The sequence below is a fragment of the Burkholderia sp. BCC1996 genome (assembly GCF_905339955.1).
Taxonomy (GTDB): Bacteria; Pseudomonadota; Gammaproteobacteria; order Burkholderiales; family Burkholderiaceae; genus Burkholderia.
The window spans coordinates 1-18,994 of sequence record NZ_CAJPHM010000013.1; the positions used below are offsets into that span (position 1 = coordinate 1).

At 62.0% G+C, this 18,994-nt stretch carries 19 protein-coding genes; 7 read left to right on the plus strand and 12 right to left on the minus strand.

The features are described 5' to 3' along the window. Positions 1-1,087: 1,087 nt before the first annotated feature. From U4Z64_RS19635 to U4Z64_RS19660, 6 genes are all read left to right on the plus strand, one after another. Complete coding sequence (locus U4Z64_RS19635; protein ID WP_321820718.1) at positions 1,088-2,605, plus strand: replicative DNA helicase; 1,518 nt, start codon at positions 1,088-1,090, stop codon at positions 2,603-2,605. Positions 2,606-2,669: 64 nt separating this feature from the next. Further along, positions 2,670-4,091 (plus strand): hypothetical protein, encoded by a 1,422-nt coding sequence (locus tag U4Z64_RS19640; RefSeq protein WP_321820719.1) that lies wholly within the window; start codon positions 2,670-2,672, stop codon positions 4,089-4,091. Between the two features lie 397 nt (positions 4,092-4,488). Further along, positions 4,489-4,797 carry a hypothetical protein gene (locus U4Z64_RS19645; RefSeq protein WP_321820720.1) on the plus strand — a complete coding sequence of 103 codons (309 nt, stop codon included), beginning with the start codon at positions 4,489-4,491 and terminating at the stop codon, positions 4,795-4,797. A gap of 15 nt (positions 4,798-4,812) precedes the next feature. Then, positions 4,813-5,655 carry a class I SAM-dependent methyltransferase gene (locus tag U4Z64_RS19650; RefSeq protein ID WP_321820721.1) on the plus strand — a complete coding sequence of 281 codons (843 nt, stop codon included), beginning with the start codon at positions 4,813-4,815 and terminating at the stop codon, positions 5,653-5,655. Further along, positions 5,649-5,888 carry a hypothetical protein gene (locus U4Z64_RS19655; protein WP_321820722.1) on the plus strand — a complete coding sequence of 80 codons (240 nt, stop codon included), beginning with the start codon at positions 5,649-5,651 and terminating at the stop codon, positions 5,886-5,888. Before U4Z64_RS19650 ends, U4Z64_RS19655 begins: the two co-directional genes overlap by 7 nt. Before the next feature lie 19 nt (positions 5,889-5,907). Further along, positions 5,908-6,126, plus strand: a complete 219-nt coding sequence (locus U4Z64_RS19660; RefSeq protein WP_321820723.1) for a hypothetical protein — start codon at positions 5,908-5,910, stop codon at positions 6,124-6,126. 57 nt (positions 6,127-6,183) lie between these two features. Here U4Z64_RS19660 and U4Z64_RS19665 read toward each other — a convergent pair whose 3' ends face one another. The 12 genes from U4Z64_RS19665 to U4Z64_RS19720 form a co-directional block, all read right to left on the minus strand. Continuing rightward, on the minus strand, positions 6,184-8,055 hold the full coding sequence (locus U4Z64_RS19665; RefSeq protein WP_321820724.1) for a PglL family O-oligosaccharyltransferase: 1,872 nt from the start codon (positions 8,053-8,055) through the stop codon (positions 6,184-6,186). A 593-nt stretch (positions 8,056-8,648) separates the two neighbouring features. Beyond that, entirely contained in the window at positions 8,649-8,828 is a 180-nt protein-coding gene (locus U4Z64_RS19670; RefSeq protein ID WP_321820725.1) for a hypothetical protein, read from the minus strand. Between the two features lie 92 nt (positions 8,829-8,920). Beyond that, complete coding sequence (locus U4Z64_RS19675; RefSeq protein ID WP_321820726.1) at positions 8,921-9,421, minus strand: hypothetical protein; 501 nt, start codon at positions 9,419-9,421, stop codon at positions 8,921-8,923. Next, positions 9,418-9,618, minus strand: coding sequence for a hypothetical protein (locus tag U4Z64_RS19680; protein WP_321820727.1), 201 nt, complete (start codon positions 9,616-9,618; stop codon positions 9,418-9,420). Before U4Z64_RS19680 ends, U4Z64_RS19675 begins: the two co-directional genes overlap by 4 nt. A 78-nt stretch (positions 9,619-9,696) precedes the next feature. After that, the gene (locus U4Z64_RS19685; RefSeq protein ID WP_321820728.1) at positions 9,697-10,065 is read right to left on the minus strand and encodes a hypothetical protein; all 369 of its coding nucleotides are present in this window, start codon (positions 10,063-10,065) and stop codon (positions 9,697-9,699) included. Positions 10,066-10,430: 365 nt separating this feature from the next. Then, a complete protein-coding gene (locus U4Z64_RS19690) occupies positions 10,431-10,616 on the minus strand; it encodes a DUF1937 family protein (protein ID WP_321820729.1) in 186 nt (61 codons plus the stop codon). 12 nt (positions 10,617-10,628) lie between these two features. Next, entirely contained in the window at positions 10,629-10,991 is a 363-nt protein-coding gene (locus U4Z64_RS19695) for a hypothetical protein (RefSeq protein ID WP_321820730.1), read from the minus strand. A gap of 30 nt (positions 10,992-11,021) precedes the next feature. Next, positions 11,022-11,255 carry a hypothetical protein gene (locus U4Z64_RS19700; protein WP_321820731.1) on the minus strand — a complete coding sequence of 78 codons (234 nt, stop codon included), beginning with the start codon at positions 11,253-11,255 and terminating at the stop codon, positions 11,022-11,024. A 118-nt stretch (positions 11,256-11,373) separates the two neighbouring features. After that, entirely contained in the window at positions 11,374-12,222 is an 849-nt protein-coding gene (locus tag U4Z64_RS19705) for a hypothetical protein (RefSeq protein WP_321820732.1), read from the minus strand. Positions 12,223-12,277: 55 nt separating this feature from the next. Continuing rightward, positions 12,278-12,730, minus strand: a complete 453-nt coding sequence (locus U4Z64_RS19710) for a hypothetical protein (RefSeq protein WP_321820733.1) — start codon at positions 12,728-12,730, stop codon at positions 12,278-12,280. A gap of 116 nt (positions 12,731-12,846) precedes the next feature. After that, on the minus strand, positions 12,847-14,406 hold the full coding sequence (locus tag U4Z64_RS19715) for a Fic family protein (protein ID WP_321820734.1): 1,560 nt from the start codon (positions 14,404-14,406) through the stop codon (positions 12,847-12,849). 312 nt (positions 14,407-14,718) lie between these two features. After that, positions 14,719-16,881: a helicase-related protein gene (locus U4Z64_RS19720; protein ID WP_321820735.1), complete on the minus strand. Its 2,163-nt coding sequence runs from the start codon at positions 16,879-16,881 to the stop codon at positions 14,719-14,721. A 201-nt stretch (positions 16,882-17,082) separates the two neighbouring features. On the opposite strand from U4Z64_RS19720, the gene U4Z64_RS19725 reads away from it, so the two are divergent. Next, positions 17,083-18,822: a hypothetical protein gene (locus tag U4Z64_RS19725; protein ID WP_321820736.1), complete on the plus strand. Its 1,740-nt coding sequence runs from the start codon at positions 17,083-17,085 to the stop codon at positions 18,820-18,822. Positions 18,823-18,994 lie beyond the last annotated feature (172 nt).

The following is an 18,994-nucleotide window of genomic DNA, read 5'->3' on the forward strand; positions in this document are numbered from 1 at the left end:
GCCCGCGCGCTCACTCGCATACGCGGGGTGCTCCAGCAAATCGTCAGTCAGCGGCAAGGCCGGGAGGCCCGCCATGTCGGTCGGCGTGTCCATGTCGCGAAGTATAACAACATATTTTTCGTTGTTGTCTATCATTGCACACCGAACCGAGACGGACATAGAGATTTCTGTTTTTTGTTGTACGCGACGGTGTCGCCTCGCTATGATCAGACACGAAGCGCACACGCCTCGCCAAGCATATTTCTGCATGGACGCCCTTGTGATAAGGGTTTTCGGGCGATTCAGTAGGTGGCTTGATGCGCATATCGCGCATCAAGCGCCATATTTGATTTGAGAATATATGTTGCGTCAGACGTCACGGCCTGATCTGTCTCGACCGTGACTCCGCGACACCGCAACATTCAATTGAAGAGGAATGGGATGGTTCAGATCGTCCTGAAGGGCGGCGTTTCCGTCATCGAATCTGATGCCTCCGGGGGCGAATACGGCCGGCCCGGAGCAGCTCGACGTGGAAGCGTGCGTATCGGCCAAACCGTCGTGCGAGAGGTTCCCGAAGCGATTCTGTCCGTGCTCCGCGACCAAAGCGCACCCGTCGAAATCGCCTTGCTGGCGACCTGGATTGATTCGTCCGATACGCAGGATGCGGCGCGCGATGCCCCCTCAGATCCTCACTGGCGTTATGCAAACCGGCCGGACGCCCCCGCACGGGTCACGATCCTGCCAGCCCGAGTTGACGCCCATTCCCGGTTACCAGACGCCGTGACGCCGCCAGTGGGCACTGCCGTCACAGCCACCGGAGCGTCGCGTAGGGAGGCCACAGCCATAGATGCCACGCCGTCTCCGACGACCGTGCCAGCCCCGGCACCCCCCTCCGCGTTCGCCAAACTAGCCGTGACAGCCTCCACGGCACGGCCAGCCGCTCGCGCCGTTTCCCGGTCCACGCCACGCGTCGCGTCAGCCTCCGCACCCGCATCGACTGGCTCGACCAATCTTGTCGGCATGGCCATGCACGGCACCTCCAGCCGCCATGCAACGCCGCCTACCGACTGCGATTTCTGAATCCTGAGATCGACCGAGGCATCGCTCCATGACCTTTCACCCATCCGACACGCGCGGCACCGACTCAAGCGCGCAAATGGCTGGTGCCGGGATCGATCCTGACGATCCGGACGTGCACCTGCAGCTGCCCGACGACGAAACGCTTGTCCTTTGCGCCACCCTGAATCATGCGGAGCAGGCTCGTGCGCTGGCAGCCGCCACACCGACCACCCACCCGAGCGCCGTGCCTGGCGCCAACATAGGCGTCCCTGCCGCGCATCAAGCCGAATCTCCTCTGGTTCACCAATTGCTGAACCTGCTGCAGGCCGGCGATTTCTATTACGCCGTCCACCAAAACATCTGGCAGGCCCTCTCCGCCCTCTATGAAGGCCAGCGGCCGCTCGACCTGCTGTCAGTCGCTGCTTTTGCGCGCGCCCGAAACCTCGACATCGGCGACAACACCTATCTGCCGACCGTCTTCACCCACCAGCTGTTCCGTCGCATGTCCGCAGAGAGCGTGCTCGAAGCCGCGACGCGGTTGCGCGGCATCGCAACCCGCAGGCGCGCACGCGACGCTTTCTTCCAGCTGTATCTGACCGCGCAGCAGTCTGGCGAAGCCCCCGAGATCCTACTCGAGCGTGCGGCCGACGAAGTGGCCTCACTGCAGCAACGGAGTGTCACGAACGAACGAACCATCAAGCCGATGTTCGATCCGATGTTCGCGGTGGCCGAGGAGATCATCGAACGTCAGGGAACCGACAGTGCGGACGTACCGCGCGACGGCGCTCTGACCGGCATTACCCGTCTCGATCAGGAAATCGTCTGCCTCGACGGCCTGACCTACATCGGCGCGCGGCCAGGCATGGGCAAGACGGCCCTCATGTTGTCGATCGCCGACTACAACGCATCGCTCGGACGACCGGTGGCGATCTTCGAGTTGGAGATGCCCGACCGGAAAATCGCCACCCGCTACCTGGCGTCCCGCAGCGGTATTGCGCTGCACCGCCTGCGCTCGGACAACAACCTGCGCGAGGATGAGCAGCAACTGCTGCTCACCACCGTCGGGCAAGCGCACGGGCGGCCGCTCTACATCGACGATTCAGCCGGACTCGCGCTGCCTGCATTGCGCGCCCGCATTCGTGAGTTCGTTCGCCTGCACCCGAACGCCGTGATCTTCGTCGACTACCTGCAGCTGATCCAGCTGCCCGCCGAATGGAAGGTCGACTCCAACGCCGCAGGTGTCATTTCGGGCGCGCTTCGGGATCTTCAGCGCGAGCTGGGCGTGCCGATCATTGTCCTGTCCCAGCTTAACCGCGCCCTCGAGCAGCGCGCGAACCGCCGCCCGATGATGTCGGACTTGCGCGAGTCCGGGAATCTTGAGCAAGACGCCAACAACATCCTCTTCATCTACCGGGACGAGGTCTACAACCGCGATTCCCAAGAGCAGGGCATCGCCGAGATCATCGTCGGCAAGGCTAGAGACGGCCAGCTCGGCGCGACCATCCCGGCCCGATTCCGTGGTGACGTGCAGCGCTTCGAGAACATCGCGGCGCCTTACGACGATTGACGACAGACGAATAACCGACATCGCCCCATCGATCACATCTATCCATCAGACTCACGAGTCCACCATGAGCTACAACCCCTCCGGCGACGTGCTGATCGGCATCGACTACGAAAAATGGCATAAGTCGCAACAGCAGGAACCCATCTACTGGCGCGAATCGGCCATTTCGAACGCGCATGTCGGCGTTGCTGGTACCTCGGGTTCCGGCAAGACGCATTGGATCCGCGAGTTCGTCTCGCACATGCCTGAGGGAGTGGAAGTCGATATCTTCGACTACCACGACGACATTCGTGTCGATGGCGCAGGGGAAGTCCTGTTCTCCTCGAGCAACCGGTACGGTTTCAATCCGCTCGTGCTGAATCCCGACCCGCATTACGGCGGGGTCACGCGCTGCATCAAGGACGTGATCGAAGCGATCAACAGCACTTCGCGTCAGCTGGGGCCGCAGCAGGAACGTGTGCTAACCAATCTGCTGACCGACGTTTTCGCCCTGCGCGGGGTATACGAGCGCGACCCGCGCACCTGGGTCAAGCGCGAGGCCTCGGACGAAGAACTCGAGCAGATGCGAGCGGAACGCAAGTGGAGCGACATCAACCAGTGCTATCCGACGCTGCGTGACGTCGCGAACTTCGCGACACGCAAGCTGAAGGCACTCTGGCTCGGATTCGAGGACCGTAAGGAAGGCCAGCAGGCCCTCAACGCGTTTGACGATTACACGAAGACGGTCGTCGCCCTTCAGCGTGCGCGCACGAATGCCGCCAAGGCCAGGGCGGAGGTCGAGGGCGATGAGGGCCTGCTGACGAAGCTCGCGGACGCGAAAGAAAAGGCCATGACGGCCTATCACAACTTCCTGTCGACCATGGAGACCGGCCGCGAATTCGACGAGGTCATGAAGTACAACTCGAAGGAGGTACTGCTCTCGGTGATCGGACGCCTCGAAAACCTGATCAGCACCGGCCTTTTCACGCCGCGAACGCCACCATTCGGCAATGCGCGCATTCGCCGCTACCGCATCAAGCCGCTGGCACAGTCTCCCGACGAACTCAAGATGTTCGTGCGCTTCCGCCTGCATGCACTCATCCGCAAGCTGATGCAGCAGGGCGAAACCCCCGGGCACCGGCTACGCCACTTCGTTGTGCTCGACGAGAGCAAGAAATTCAACAGCGAAGACGCTGACAACCCGATCAATGTTTGGGTGAACGAGATGCGAAAGTTCGGCGGCGCCATCATGCTCGCCGGCCAATCGCCCGAGCACTTCTCGTCCGACTTCATCAAGAACGCCGGCACCTTGCTCCTGCTCAATCTGGCCACGGCCGACTGGGACGGAGCCGCGCGCAAGCTGAAGATCGATCCGAAGGCGCTTCGCTTCCTGCAGCCACGCAGCACCGCGGCTGTACGCATGCTCGAGATCGGCCGCCCTGCCGAATTCCGCGCCGTCCAGCTCGTCGCCTCACCGAACGCGGCAAACAACGGGGCCGCCGCATGAGCCCGTCCGCCTTAAACGCGCCTCGCAGGCGATCACGGCCCTCCGTGTTCCGGGTCTTTGCGCGAGGCATCGTGCTGCTCTGCGGCGCAGCCGCCTGTATGGCCTTCGCAACGCGCTGGAGCGCCGAAGCCATCTCACACCCTCGTACTCCCTATGGCACGCACATGCTGCAATGGGCTGTCGGTGCGAATGCCCTATCGGCAGCACTCGTCGTTGTCGCCGTCTGCTTGACCTATCGCGGTCTGGTTCACGCGACGGCTACGCTGCCGGATCCTCGCTAACTCGACAAGCAAGTCGGGTTGCACGCCCCCTTCGCGATCTGCCATGCTGGTCTCACGCGTAACGGTAACGCAACGCGGTTTTACCAGCCCCCACTCAACTGGTCTCACACCACTCGATGACCCAACCGACCCACTTCGATCGCGGCAACGCTTCCAGCCATTCCGCTGATGACCATGCGCGCAAGCCACAAGACGTTCAGCTGTTCGACTCTCGGCATGCCGAGGCGATCGAGTATGCGATGCGCGCGTTGCGTGAGAACGATGCGCAGTCGCCTCACCAGCTGTTCCAGCTCGCGCTCGCCCACGAACAACGCGCGTTCACCATATTCCTGGCGCGTACGCTAAAAGCGGTCGACCTGGGCGACGATATGGACACGCCGGCGAACGAGATTGGTCCCGAACGTGATCGCCCACGCGGCGACTGAGCGCCACCCTCCGTCATGGACACCATTCGTGCTCTGGGCCAATACCCGACTCCCGTATGGGTGGCAGAATTCCTGATCGAGCGACATTTCCCCGGCCTCGACCAACATGATCTCGTAATTGAACCCGCCTGCGGGCCAGGCGCGTTCCTCGGCGCGGTACCAGCGAACGTACCCGCGCTTGGTGTAGAGATCGACGTGCGCGTCGCCGACGTCGCCCGGGCTGCGACTGGTCGCCCCGTCATCACGGGCGACTTCCGCAGCGTGCCGCTCGAGTGCACGCCGACCGTAATCCTCGGCAACCCGCCCTTCAACCTGAAGGTGATCGATGGTTTCCTCACCCGCGCGTGGCACTTGCTCCCTGAAGGCGGACGCGTCGGGTTCATCTTGCCCGCATATGCCTTCCAGACCGCCGCGCGCGTCGCAGGCTACGCGGATCAATGGTCGCTCGAGCAGGAAATGATCCCGCGCAACATCTACCCGGGATTGTCACTTCCACTCGTCTTCGCGCGATTTTGGAAGGACTTCCGGCGCACGCTGGTCGGCTTCACGCTATACCGCGAGACAGCCGACGTCCAACGCCTCGCGCCGACATTCAGGACCGCGCTGGCGGCCGGCACCGGCCCCGTCTGGGCTAACGTCGTCGAGCAGGCCCTGGTGCAGCTTGGCGGGGTGGCAGACCTCACCCAGATCTACGCAGCGGTTGAGCCGAAGCGGCCTACCCGCACGCAGTTCTGGCGGGAGCAAATTCGTAAGGTTGTGCGCGCCCATGCGCGATTCACTTGCGTTGGAAGTGGACGCTATGCGCTTGCGAGCCGCGCCAACGCCGACCAGCAACTCGCAGATGGAATAGCATGCTGACACACGCACAGAAGAAGAATGCGGCCGACTTGATCCTACGCTTCGTGGATGTCGAACTCCATAATCTCGGCGAGCGCCGCTGGGTCGTTGGCGCCGGCGACAAGCGAGCAGGGCAAGTCGGCATCGAAGTCGCGACGATTGGCTTGAAGCATTCACCCGGATATGTCGTTTTGCTTAAGATGGATAACGGGACTGTGGATAGCTTTTCGCCGATGCAATTGTTTCCGGCGTAACGGGGAGGAATAATCGGCCATGACCAACGTGACTACGCTTCGGGCGGACGGTGAGGTTGAAAAACTAGCGCGCGAGTCAGCATGTCGGCTCGCCGAACGCTTCGGTGTTACGCAAGCCGAACTGCATGCCGCAATCAAGCCGCTGTTCTTGCTGATGCACGAGCACGGCATTGAAAGTCTCGCGATCAACCGCGACGGCACGAAAGCGCTTGTAACGGTCGACGGCAAACCGATGTGAAGCTTTGAATCTGGCCGTTGCAATCCGGAGACACATCGATCCGCGCACTCAGCGCACCTACCGCACGTCAACCGCTACCACCGTCGCCCATCGATCCGCCAATCCCGCGCGGCGAAACATTGCGTCCAGATCCGCTTGCGCCTCGGCGCGATGCCGGCCGGCAATCCACCACAGCTGACGCGCCGCGCGTAATTCCTCCTCCCGCCGGCCCGCGAGTGCCAGCAGCACAACCTGGCGCTCGAGCGCCGCGGGCGCGGCTGAAACATGCAGCGCCATCTGAATATCGCGCAGTTCCTTGCGGATCTCATCCGGCTGGCCTGCCGGTCCGAGCGGTTCCTGCATGGCCATGCCGAATTCGCCGAAGTTCGCGAAAAGTACCGATGGCTGCGCGACGTAGGCGTAGCCGCCAAACCAGCCGAACGCAGCCTGCGCGCGCGCATAGTCGGCCCGAACCCAGATACACCCGACGGCGCCGGCGAACACTAGCACGCCGAGCAGATGCGCGGCGCTCGCGTGTCGCGCGCGGTACCAGCCGGCCGCGTGGCACGCGGGGCGATCGGCGTGCGCCGGGGCATCACGCGCGTCGCAGAGGCCCATGATGAGCCCGGCGGGCAGCAGGAAATACGCGAACTGCTCCGGGAACTCAAGCAGCATGTGCACACCGAGCAGCGCGAGCAGCCAGAGCGACAGCACTTGTCCCCAGCCGGCGCCCGACCGATAGCGTAAGGAACGCGCGACGCGGACCACCCACGCCACGATCGGCACGAACACCACGATCGCGCCGAACAGGCCAGTCTGTGCAAGTACATCGAGCACAACGTTGTGCGCCGAGGCGGCCGGCTCCGCGAAGCCATAGCGGCCCGCGAGCGCAAGGAATTCAGTGCATAGCTCGCCCCAACCGGCGCCGAACCACGGATGCTCGCGCCAGACGTCGAGCGCCGTGAGCGCAAGCGCGCGGCGGTACCCTGACTCGTCCGCGGTCGCGAGACGGTGCATACCGTCGACGGCAAGATCGAGGCCTGCGTGTCGGCTGATCCATGCGGTGCCGACGTACGCGGCCGTCGCGAGGGCGGCCACAAACGCGGCCGCAATCACGCCCGTCCGAACCGCACGCGGCAGGCCATGCCTGCCGCCTCGGCCTATTCCTTCGAAGAGGCCCGCACCAACGGCGATCATGGCCATCTGGACGATGGCCGTGCGCGAGCCTGTCGCGGCCATCCCGGCGAAAATCACGGTCATCGCAAGCACGAGCGCGAAAGCGCGCGCGGTCGAGCTATAGCGCCCACGATTCCCCGGACTCTCCCAACCTGCTCGCCCGGCCAGCATCCATGCTGCGGCCACGCTCCACGCGAGGTACGTGCCCAGATGGTTCGGCTGGGCCAGATTGCCGTAGAGCCGCCGCGCACCTGCTTCCGCGGGATCGACGACCAGGCGCGAAACCCAGAGCCCCCAACTCACGTCGACGCGCAGCGCCTGCATGGTCTCCGCCCCGACGGAGAGCAGACCGCCGGCAAGCAGTCCCCACGCCAACCACGTCATCACGCGATCGCGGCCAAGCGCGGCCGCGGCCCAGCGTCCCGCGGTCACGGCGGCCAGCAATCCCATGCCGTACAGCACCGCCATGAGCACCAGCAACGGTTCATTCAGGCCTGCGAGACGCCCATCGCGCCACGCATTGGCATCGTGAACGAACACACCGTGGGCCGCAAGCATGAGGAACTGGATGCACAGGAGCGCCACCCAGCCGAACGGCAGCGCCGCGATCTTCGGCACGCTGGGCAGGTCCACATCCGCAAGCTTCCCGCCCCTAGCCTGCGTGCGCACCAGCAGCCATGATCCGAGCATGCAGGCCCACGTCAGCACGAACGCAAGCCACTCGGCATCGAAGCTCACGACAGGAAGCGCATGCCGACTGACGAGAAACGGCATGCTCGCCAGCGCAACGCACGCCACCAAGCACAGGCCCGCCCAGATTCGTTCCCACGGGATAGCGTTCCCACGGGCACCAAACCACCCACCCGACAGCCCAACACCGGCCCGTCCGGCGCGGGACGCGCCGGCGGGCGCTGCTTTCGGTATCGATTCCACTTGGTCAATCCTACCCACGAGAACGGGCCTCACAAGGTAATGACGCGCCCACGGGTTCATCATTCCCACGGGAAAGCGCGCCCGGAGGGAGTCGCGCGGAGGCGTAGCCGTAGCGCGGCGACCGCAGGGCGCGCGGGGTCGCCTCTCGCAACTCTGGGGTTCGGGGTTCGCAATCCCTCTCCATCACCCAAACCCACACAACATGCCCCGCGCCAGCGGCTTTCATAAGGCCATTCCCACATGATCCGCATCCCACGCGCGCAGAAGACCACGAGATCACCGGTCCACCGAATCAGATTCCCACGTGCGGCCCTACCCGATTGCACTGCTCCCACGGGCACGTCACGCCAACTGGCGCACTTACCCCTTGGCCCCTACCTCAGGGCCGGCTCGCTTGTTTGCTCCGCAAGGACCGTTGCCACATTGCTCTTCTCCTAATCGCTTTGCTCGCTCTCTTCAATCGCCTCGGTGACCTTTCGTATGAGACGCACCTCGCGATGGCCGGCCACGACGCACAATAGTCCGCACAGCAACGCCATGCCTCCCATCCACGCGAGCCCGTCGCCCTTGGCCCCATGCAGCAACCAGCCATCCAGCCCTTCCAGGATCGACATGATCCCCATGCCCACGAGGATCCCTGCGACGTATTCCGATCTCTTCGCATCCCCGAGCTGATCTGCTCCATGCTTCCGTTCCGCCCGGCGCCTCATACCCCGATGTCCCCGTCACGCCCATTGCTCCCATCACCACGCGGCCGAGAATTCGCCACGGGCAATGGTTCCCACTTGAACAGATGCGGGCGCTTCTCTGCGGCACGGCCTTGCCTCATGAGCTGCTCCATCGCGACCAGGCACTGACTGGCAGCCTCGCTCGTTTCAGGATTGGCATATGCCATCATGAAGACGCGGATCAGCTGAACCAGCTCGCCTTTCACGTTATGGTTGCGCCTCAGCGCCATCACGGCAAACTGCTCTAGCATCGCCGCCGGGGCACAAGCCAGATTGTCCAGGCTCGTCGCCTTGGCGATTTCCCGAAATGAACTCGTCAGCATCCACCGCCGCTCCTCGCTTGTGAGCGGAATGCCGTCAGGGGCGATCTCCAGACGCGGGAGAATCGCCATAGCTTCCTCGACCTTCCGGTCGATCAGCGCGACTTGCTCCTCGCTCCACCGGGGGTCCCGATTATCAAAGACGAAAAGCCGCGTCATAGCGCCACCGTGCCAGTGCACAACACCGCCACCAGACGCACGAGCGTCGGGTCACCTTCGGCACGCGCGGCATCGACGTGATCATTGAATACTTCATCCGCACCATCGAGGTCATGACCGCGGTCGATGACCTCACCCGTGTTGCCGTCATGCACTTCGTACCGCTCGACGTATAGCCTGGCTGATTGCAAGGTCATGATTCACTTTTCCTCGATTGCTGTACTTTGTCCACTTCCTATCGGCGTTTTGCGCTCGCGCGCCGGAATTTAACCCTGCTACGCACCGTTGAGGCCTTCGGCATCTTTGCGCCCATCGTCGAGCCCCAAGGACGGGTCCACAAGACGCGCCTGACGTTCTGCATCCGTCAGATGCTCTTGCCAAAATTCAACGCAGTAGCGCCCCATGTCGTCGACGTATGTTCCGCAATCTTCATCAGCATGCACCCGAAATCCACCTTCGTATTTCTGCTTCCAAGCCTCCGGCGGTATAAACGGATGCGCAGCCGGCATGACGGCCTGCACTTCGGCGACAAGCTGCGTATCGTTGATCGACTCAGCAAATCGCCGAATGGCACCCAGTACAATTGCGCGATCCGCGTCGCACTTCGCACGATCAAGGCCGAGGGCGAGCAGTCTTTCACTCATGGCGAATTTTTCCTATTCACCGGAATGCTGGGTCCTGAGCTGCGTTGCCGCAGTTCGACCAGCGTCCGTGATCCAGTAGTAGGTCAAGTATTGGGCCGCCGCGATTGCAAGCCGGCGGCTCGTTGCGTGGCCGCGCCTGACCAGGGCGCGACCGCTTTTGCTATCGAGTGCGACCCCGGGCGCCTTGCCCGCAACCCCGGTCACCTCAATCCTAGCCCGGTCAAACACGACGAACCATTCCGGTGCTCCGTTCACGTAGAACGTCTCAGGCTTGATTTCCCCCGTGTCCACGCGAGCAAGAAGCCGCAAACAATCATCGACGGGTAAAGTGTATGCAGCCATGGCGCCTTCTCTGGTTTCCGTTGTCAGGGGTCTATGTACTCGACCGGCTTCCCAAATTGATGGGCGGCAGCAATGTTGTGAGCGATCGGTGAAATGACAGCGATCCCCGCCGCGATTAATTCGCCCGCCTTTCGGCAGACCGCCACCCGTCGCGCTTCCATCACCGACTTGTCGGGATGACTGTATGGTGAAGCGAGGTAATGGAGCATCGCTTTCCCTGTTCACTTGTACAATTCAACGATGTTTAAAATTCCGTCAAACTGAAGATTCGGAAACTTCTCTCGCCACGCGCGCAACTCACACTCGAGATCTTCGGGTGGGGTTAAACGTTCGCGTCGCTCGCCGTTTTGCGCCGCGAGCATGGCACGGTAGGCCTCAGCGATCGCCGGGCCAAGACCAGGACACTGTGTTGCTGCCCCGCCCGAGGTGCAGATACGCACACCCTCGATCGTTCTGCCATGCTTCGGCGCAACCTGCACGTACCAGTCGCCGTTGCCTCCGGGGAAGATTACGAGCGCACGCTGCTCGACGTCGGGAAGATCGCGGTCGTCAGTCACGTACATCGCCTTTGCGAGTTCAGTCATCGCACTCTCCTGACGGATTCGTTTTCCTTGTTACGGCTGAGCTATCCGTCCTTGCCGGTCGACGATTTCGATGTCCTGTGCGTCGCCCTTTAGCCGGAAACGAAATCCGGCTCGCCAATCGAGCGACGAACCGAATGCGTCAATCCAGTTGCTCGCGTCGCCCTTCGAGCGAAAGCCGCGCATGAAATGCGTCGTCGCACCCTGCCGCACAAACCAGCGGCACCGCTTCTGCACGGGAATCATATTGATATTCAGCGTGGGCATCGTTTTCCGCTCAGCCAACTATGTTGCTTTTGCTTGCCGATCGCACGAGTCGACGCGATCTTTTGCTTGCCGATCGCACGAGTCGTCGCGATTGAACAACCTTGCTTGCCAACAATCACTACGCCGCCAATTCCATGTCCTGATCAGGCTGCTTCGGATACGGGCACCCCGGGCGGAAACCTCTTTCCAGTTGGCGTCTGCGCGGCCCCTTGGCAACAGCCCACGCATAGCAATGGTTACCCGCGTGCCGAACTGTCTTGAAGATTCCGCAATTGAGCACGCGTGCGACCCATTCGGCTCCGTCCTCCCCAAATTGGCGAACGGGCGCACCGACTTGCTCCAACATACGCTGAGCGGATTCCCAGCCTGACTCTCCGAGTCGAATCTTCGAAAGCGTCCTCGGACTTAACACCCGGCCGTCCGGCCCGATGTGCAGCGTCCTCGGGCTCCCGCGCCCCATGTAACGGCCATTGTGGGCCTGGTAAATGATCCCGACGTGCCCAGGCGTCATCAGCATTCCCGATGCGTCGCGGCGGGCGACCGGATCCGAGTAGGAAACGACCGCCTTCAGATGAGGCCTCTCACGGCGCAGAAGCTTGAATGCCTCGCCCAACAGATACGTTTCCGTGTTTCGTGGCGCCGCGTCGAGCAGCACGAAGCGCCCCAATTCCGTCCCTTCACTGGCAGCCAGTCCCGTGTAAGCGGGGATCACCCGCTGGTTCATCGGGACGCTGAAGACGGCGACTCCCTCGAGCGCTGCATTGACACCGAAAAGCCCCACGCGAAAGACCGCTGCTGGGTAGCTCCGACTGTAGTGATGAGCGTTGACGAATTCACGCGCGACCGTTTCATTGATGAAGTCGACTGAATATTTTCGACGATCGAATTCCTCATGCTGACCAGGCATCAGGAACAGACCGCGACCATCACGCCATCGCTGGCAAGGTGCGAGTAACGAGCGCGTCATGGATGCTCACCTGTTCGAAACTGTTCTGGAACGTAACACGATTTGGCATCCTGAATTAATGCAATCTAGGAAGCATCTCTTGCGTGACGCGATCGCGATGCCCGTAGCGGGCGCCGATCTCGACCGCGTGCTGCATCACCTCGCTCACCTGCAGACGTGGCATCTGATTTACCCACTGGAATTTGGCCAACGCGCACGCACGCGTCAAAGCCGGATCCACCGCGATCACATCGCCCTCACGCACACGAATCCACAAAGCGAACCGTTCATCGTCAACCAGTCGGCTGAACTCCTCGGCACGCCAAGCAATGGAAAGCAACGTCACTTGCGGTATTCCTTGCCCATAGAGCGAAGCACGTAGTCGGCGAGCAGCCTCAACCGGATCCACTCCCGATTTCAGCAGCTTCAGATGAAACTCCACGCACGACTCGAACAGATCTTCGTCGACCGGCTCGTTCATGTCATCGAGCGACGGCTGGTTGCGCACGAACGACGCAGCGCGATTCATAGGGCCCCCGTTGAATTTCGTATTCCTGTTGGTCACATTACCGGGCGCGCGGGGGGCATGCAACATGGCATACCCCCCGGAAAAGCTCACCACTGGGTCGTCAGCATCAGGCAGACTTAGCCACCTCGACCGTCGACATGCGAGTCGTCAGCGCCACCCTCTTCATCTGAATCCGGCGCTCCGAGCGTCTCTCTCACCGCGGCCTCCAGTGCCGGGAAGAGAGCATCCGGCACCTGCCCCGCGAACTGCTTGCGACGGTTCTTCGAGACCACTCCATCATTGTCGAGGCACATCACGATGAGTCTCGACAGGATCGTGTTGCGCACATCGAATTTCGCCTCGATGATGCGCTTCACTTGGTCGTAGTTCTGCAGGTAATCTGTCTCCCGACGCAACTCGACCTCGAGTGCCTGCTGTGCCATCGTCTGCACGAATTTCACCGCCGGCGTCGCGTCCCAGTAGCGATACATGGCCCCATGTCCCCTGAACTCGAACGCGTACTGATCGTCGTCGATCCACTTCACGCGCCAACGATCGCGCGCCGGCTTCGAGAAAGTCGTCAGCGACGCCAGGTAATCAGCCTCGTGATGCTTCATCGCCACAGACACCGGCAACAGCAGACCATTCTCGAGTTGCCCGGAGCTGCATAGTGCGTGATGGATCAGAAAACGCGACAGACGGCCATTGCCGTCCATGAACGGATGGATATAGACGAAGCCGAATGACGCCACTGCCGCGGCGACCAGCGGGTCGGTCTGGCTCGGCAGCGAATTGGCCATGTCCATCCATCGGTTCATCAGGTCCTCGACCATCTCCGGTGGCGGCGGTACGTAGGTCACCCCCGCAGCGCCACGGGAGCCATTCGCCAAATGGTTCTGCTCCGTACGGAAGATCGCGGCTTGGTCGAATGGGTTCGACACACAGGTGTTCTGCAGCTCGACCAAATACTCCTCGGTCAGAATCCGTCGCTGATGAGCTTGGCGCAGCACATCCACGAAGCGCTCTGCACGATCCTCGGAGGGCGTTTCTCGCTCGATGGCGAACGAACTCTGCGTCTCGTGCAGATAGGCCCACGAAATCGCGCGCTCAGTCAGCTCCGCAGGCAGTTCGTCCATGAAGCGCTTGGCTCGTCCCAGAATGTCTGAGTTGAGCAGCGCCTCGATCTCCGGAGTGCGCTCGACGGTCGGGCAATAATCCAGTGACCCCAGGCCATTGAAGTCCACGCGCCAGCGCGCGTTGCGCTGAGAAGGTCCAGTCACGTAACGCTCGGGATCGAACAGCGGTACGGTCGCGCCCCCAGCATTCGATTCCACAGGCAGGGTTTCCTTCGTGAAGGCTTCCCACAGGAAGGCTGCCTTGCGCAAATACAGTCCATTTGGAGACTCGTGTAACGCCTCCAGTAACGTATCGCCAGGAATCTTGGGGAGGGCCTCGGCCAGAACGGCAAGATTGGTGCCCTCGTGCTTGAGCGCGAACAGGATGTGATCCAGCATGCCGGCGGGCGTCGGCGCGTCCTCGCCCGTCGGCGCGATCGTGCGTGGCACGGCCAGGCCGTCAGCCAGCTCGGTCAACCGCGTCACCGGCTTCACGCGGGCGATTCGCGCCGGCGGCAGCGCCGTCAGATCCAGGCTTCGCCGCACATATTCATATCCGACTTCTCGCGTCAGCGGCTCCATCGCGCGCCCTCCATCATTCGGCTCCAGCGCCCGGCGGGCACCATCAGAAAATCTTACATCTGCACAGTTTTTTTTACAAATCCATCATTTCCAACATTTTTGTTTACATGATTGGGCGACTCTCGCCAATCGCCTCAGGCATCCAACCCCAATAAATTCTTACCACGTCACAGTTTTTCTTAGAAAATTGCCACTGTGCCCATTTTTTCTTACCCAACACTCCCTGAACGTCCCTCGACTTCGCACAGAAAATCTTCATGGGTCACAGATTTTTTGTCGGAATCTCGATCCACACCGTTTTTTCTTACAAAATCAGATCAGACGGATCTGCTCTCCCGTCACTGAACGCCCCTCGATGTCTTCGTCGAGCGGTGCCAGCATGGGATCGTCTACCGGCGTCTCGTCGAACCGAGACGACACCTCTTCGATATAGGCGGCCAGCTCATCGGACAGATCGAAGAAATCCCCCGGAGCCAGCGCCACGCCACGGAACAGCGTCTGCGTCGCCCCAGATTGCTCGCCTTCATCGAGCTGGCCGAAGCCGCGAAGCTCAAGATCCTTCTCGGCCAGCGCAAAACCGTCCCGAATGCTTGCCACGGCGTCCAAGCGCGCGCGGGCATCCTCCGACAGATGCGCGGCGTCCTCTATGAACATCGCGAACGCACCGCGCCCGCCCTGCCGAGCCAAGCGCCCGCGCAACTGGTGCAACTGGGCAAGGCCAAACCGATCTGCGCCCACTACCACCGCCAGACGGAGATCGGGCAGGTCAACCCCAATCTCAACAATGGAGGTCGCCACGAGGATCAGTTTTTCGCCCGACCGGAATTGCTCGAGTGTCGCGCGCACCGCGTCCTCGCTCATCTGGCCATGAAGCACAGCCACCTTCGTCGGGAACGCTGATTCGATTCCAGCCGCAGCATCCAGCAGGGCGCGCGTCGCGCGATGCTCACCTGCGTCATCCTGGCTCGACTCGATATCGAGCTGCCCCCGCGGGTCGCCTTTCTGTTTTGCGGCACCCTTCTTCCCGGCTTTGCCGCCCGAAGCTGGCAAAGCCTTTTCCACTGACGGGTAAACGAACATTGAGCGAGCACCGGTCGCCACCGCATGCGACAGCCATTTATTGATGCGCGCGCGGTCACCCGCGGCGCCGTCGAGCACCCCGGACCAGATCTCCTTTTCAACCGGCGCCTGGCGCAACATGAAATGATCGATCCCGCTGAAGTGCGCCAATGCCACCGTGCGCGGAATCGGGGTCGCGGTGACCTCGAGCACATGCGTCCACGGTCGCACGATTCGGCGGCGCTGCTCGACCGACAGGCGATGCTGCTCGTCCACGATCAGCAGGTTCGGCACGTAGTCGCTGCGCGCGGCTTCATTCACCAGGCCGACCGTGCCCACCTGAATCGCGCTGGGCTCGCTGATACGATCTCCCGTCTGCGCGCGCACGATCTGGGCTTCCGGAAACCGCCGCAGGAGTTCGTGCGCGATCTGGTCTGCGACGATCACCGTCGGCGCGACAATCGCCACCCGGGCACCCGCCCGCCATGCAGCCACGGCCGGCAGCAAGTAAGTCAACGTTTTGCCGGTCCCCACATCTCCCGTTAGCAACCCGTTCATTGGCCGGCTATCCGTCAGGCATGCCATCACCCCTTCGATCGCGTCACGCTGGTCTTCGGTCAACGGCGGATTGACGAGCGCCATCTGCTCACGCAGCTCCGTCCCATCGACTGGCAAGGCTGCGGCCTGGTGTGGTCGCCGCACGTTCTCGCGCATGGCATTGCACTGCACTGCCAGACTGGACACCCGAGCGGCCAGCGCCTGGGACCGCAGCCCGTCCTCGGCGTTCTCCGGCGCGTGCAATCGTCGCAGCAGCGCGACGAGCGAAAGATCCGGCGCCCCGACGCGCGCCATCACGACCTCCTCGGGCCAACCGATCGTCTTGACGATCATCTCCCGGCACACCTCGTAAGCCGCCGGGCTTTCGACCACGTCCTGCATGTCGCGCTCGATGCGCTCTGCCGCCACCTTGCCAGGGATACCACGGTAGCGCGGCCGCACGCGGCCCACCCATTTGGGATCGACGGTTTCGAGATCCTGCAGGTACAGATTCCGGCCGAAACGCTTGGCCGAGACGATGAGCGCCAGCGGATCTCCCTCCTGTTTATCCTTCCACGCCCAGATGTTGCCGAACACACCGAGGTATGCGACCTCTCCACGCGCGTCGCGCAGCGGAATGTCGAGCCGACGCGTTGTGTGCGAAAAGCGTTGATCCTCCGGCATGGTCGGCTGCTGAACCTTGTCGCCCGTGAAGGCCCGGATCAGTTCCGGCGCGCACATCGACACGGTCATCAGACCGCGGTTATCCCCCAGAGACGACCACTGGGTGTGCACTACCCGAAGATCGTCGTAGCCAGTCGGACAGACCATCAGCATCTGCTCGGCCGCTGCCAATCCCAATTGTCTGTACGTTTCCACGCGCCCCCCCAACCTGATCGCAATGCCAAGACCGCGCAACGCCGCGCCAAACGGCCGCCCAGCAATTTTGCAATATATTTTTACATCAATTATTATGTTGCGTAAACTTTGCGGCCACGATTGCCTGTCGCATGCCTCGCGCAATCGATTCTCGGTGCGACCTCGATTGGCTTCAGCCGACTTCACCCACACGGAGGCCACATGGCAGAGAAGCGCGACGTCGTCGTATACCTCAACGACCCCAAGGATCCCTCGCCGCTGATGTTCAGCCGCCTGATCCGGGAAATCGAGCAATCGAAACAGGCGCGCGCCCCGGCCACCCAGTGGATTGCGTTGATCCGCAACATGACCCAGAAGGGCGTCAAGCAGGCGGAAATTGACGAGACCGGCGTACTCGAACGCTTGAACGACGGTGACGCGTCACGCGTGCTGACACGTGATCAGGTCAAGGAATTCGCCGAAGAAAAGCTGACGACGGTCAAGCAGGTCACCCTCGCGCGGCCGCGCTGGGCGTCCTGGCGCTGGCCGGGCGGAGACTATGCGGAAACGCTGTTTATCCTGAATTCCCGCCGGGACAACATCCTCGACCGCGTCGAATCAATCGAGTTCGAGCTGGAACAGATCAACTTCGACATGGATCGCCTGATGGAGGCAATCCCCCTCGACGAGGAGCGCAAGCGACTTCTAACGCTTGTGGATCACGTGCCCGACTTCACCCAGCACCATTTCAGCAGCGAAGTCGACGGACGGCTGGGCAAGAATTTGATGGCGCATGCGCGCTACACCGTTCGCGACCACATCTTCTTCATCGAGGAAGTTCAGTCCGACTGGGCTCAGAAAGGCCGCCGCTCCGAGTGGAACGGCATCCCGAAGGGGCCGTATGTCACGAACACCGAACTCTGGGCTGGCCTCGTCCTGCGACGCCTCCTTCAAATGGCCGCGCGCCAGCCGCAGATCAACGAGGTCGCCTGGATCACGGGCGACATGCGCAATGGCGGCCGCGCCGGCGGCAACGACGGCCTGAACGACTTCTACGGCAAGATCATTCCCAAACTCGCCGACAAGGTCATCGGCAAGCTCGGCAAGGTCGAGCCGCGCGAGATCATCTTGGGCGACCAGCCGAAAACCGTGCTCGGCATCAACATCACCGATGCCCTGCGCGAGAAACTCGCTGGCGAGCTTCCGCTGTACGCGCACGGCTATGCCCTGCACCCGGCTGAACTCGACGGCGTCAAGCTCGACGCACGTGCAGCGATGGTCCGTGAGCGCTTTGCCAGAGTGATCGGATCGGCTGGCTCGCTGCAACTCTGCACGACACTACTCGACGATGCACCGGATCATTTCGGCGAGGCCCGACTGAACGGCGCCACCGGGTCCTACCGCGATCGCCTGGTGAGCGTATGCCTTCGTGCCGAAGACCCCATCTCAGTCCTCAACCACGAGTCGTTTCATCTGGCGTGGGACCGCCTGCTATCCGGTCAGGAGAAAGCTGTGCTGACACACGCCTTCGTCGAATCGGGATCGCTTGCTCGCCGCGTGCAAGAACTCGCCCGTGATCATTTCGGCGAAACGGCGTACGAAGCATGCGCCACCTCGATGGAGGAACGCTGTGCCTATGCGTTTCAGCTCTGGGCAAGCGACAAGCTCACCCTCGACATGCAGGCTTCGCATCAATTTAGAGCGACTCAGTCGATCTTCGAGAAAATCCGAGAGGCGCTGCAAAGCGTCTGGCGCTTCGTGAGTGGCGAGCGGTCAGCAAAACGCGAGACGCCCGAAAAGATTTTCGCCGACCTGGACCATGGGCGACTGGCGCATGAGCATGCACTGCGCGAAGCGCAAGGTCGACAACAAGAGGGATCCACCGATACCGAAGATGCACTGCGTCCGGATGACCTCGAATCGGCCGCCGACAGTTACGCTTCGCCGGCACCAATAGGCTGATCGATGTGAACGAGATTTGATTGCCTTGCGCGTTCAGCGCTCGCTGTGACCATGGGTCCGTCTGGGTGCGACGGTCCGCACGCCGGCGCGCAGGGCGTAGCCTCCTCCGGTCGACGCCAGAGGCTTTGCCGCACGATTTTCCAAACACTGCGGAATTCAATCGCGCTTTCGA